This is a genomic window from Cylindrospermopsis sp. CR12 (genome assembly GCF_001432185.1).
In the GTDB taxonomy this organism is placed as follows: Bacteria; Cyanobacteriota; Cyanobacteriia; order Cyanobacteriales; family Nostocaceae; genus Raphidiopsis; species Raphidiopsis raciborskii.
In genome coordinates, this window is the sequence record NZ_LMVE01000028.1 from 1462 (window position 1) to 2694 (window position 1233).

2 pseudogenes are annotated in these 1233 nt (G+C 40.4%); both read left to right on the top strand.

Annotation, left to right across the window (positions count from 1 at the left end):
• Window positions 1-595 (top strand): annotated as a pseudogene (locus tag ASL19_RS18135) (hypothetical protein); the annotation flags it as partial.
• A gap of 334 nt (window positions 596-929) precedes the next feature.
• Window positions 930-1233 (top strand): annotated as a pseudogene (locus ASL19_RS16550) (photosystem II q(b) protein); the annotation flags it as partial.

The following is a 1233-nucleotide window of genomic DNA, read 5'->3' on the forward strand; positions in this document are numbered from 1 at the left end:
GGTGTACGAACAAGCGGTAAAAGTGCCATATTATGCCATATTTAATGGTTTTAAGGGTACACTGGAGGTATATCATTTACAGGGAAAAAGATACAAAGAAATAAAGGCAAACAGGCGAGGACACTATGCCATACCAGAGATGGGGATAGAATTGGGAATACTGTATGACAATCAGAACCCACCCACACCGTGGTTAAGATGGTGGGATGAAAAAGGGAGCTTGTTATTGACAGGAAATGAGCGTGCGGAACAAGCAGAAGCTATTGCTATTCGGGAACGATTAGCAAAGGAGCAGGAGCGGGGAGCTAAAGAGCAAGCAGAAGCTATCGCTACTCGAGAACGAGAGGCTAAAGAGCAAGTAGAAGCTATTGCTGTTCGGGAACGATTAGCAAAGGAGAAGGAGCGGGGAGCTAAAGAGCAAGCAGAAGCTATCGCTACTCGAGAACGAGAGGCTAAAGAACAAGCAGAAGCTATTGCTATTCGGGAACGAGAGGCTAAAGAACAAGCAGAAGCTATTGCTATTCGAGAACGCCAACAAAAAGAAAAACTAGTTGCCTATCTACGTTCCCTTGGTATTGACCCAGAGAAAATATAAAATAAATTCCCATTCTTGGGTGCGACCTAAAAAGGTCTTTCTGTTACGGTAAGGTTAATTTCTTAACAAAACTATACAATCCGTGACCTAAGCTGTCGTGTACCTAGAACGACTCTCTATCAATTTAATTTATCATGTTTAAATGAGCTATTTGATTTCCAGCTCCTTTTTGTTATGTCTATAATCTTGTTTTTAACCTGGAAAAATTAGTCTATTTTATGATTTTACCTTGAATATCTTAATTTTATTTATTTGTTCACAATTCCTATAACAGGATATAAATAAAAGCTAACTTAATCAAACTTAAATTACATAGGAGTTAACATAAAATAATCATTCCTTCCACATGTTAGGAGTAGCAGGTGTATTCGGTGGTAGCTTGTTCAGCGCTATGCACGGTTCCTTGGTAACATCTTCCTTAGTAAGAGAAACAACCGAAACCGAGTCTCAGAACTATGGTTACAAGTTCGGACAAGAGGAAGAAACCTACAACATCGTAGCAGCACACGGTTACTTCGGACGCTTGATATTCCAATATGCTTCATTCAACAACAGCCGTTCACTACACTTCTTCTTGGCAGCATGGCCAGTAGTAGGAATCTGGTTTACAGCACTGGGTGTAAGCACCATGGCATTCA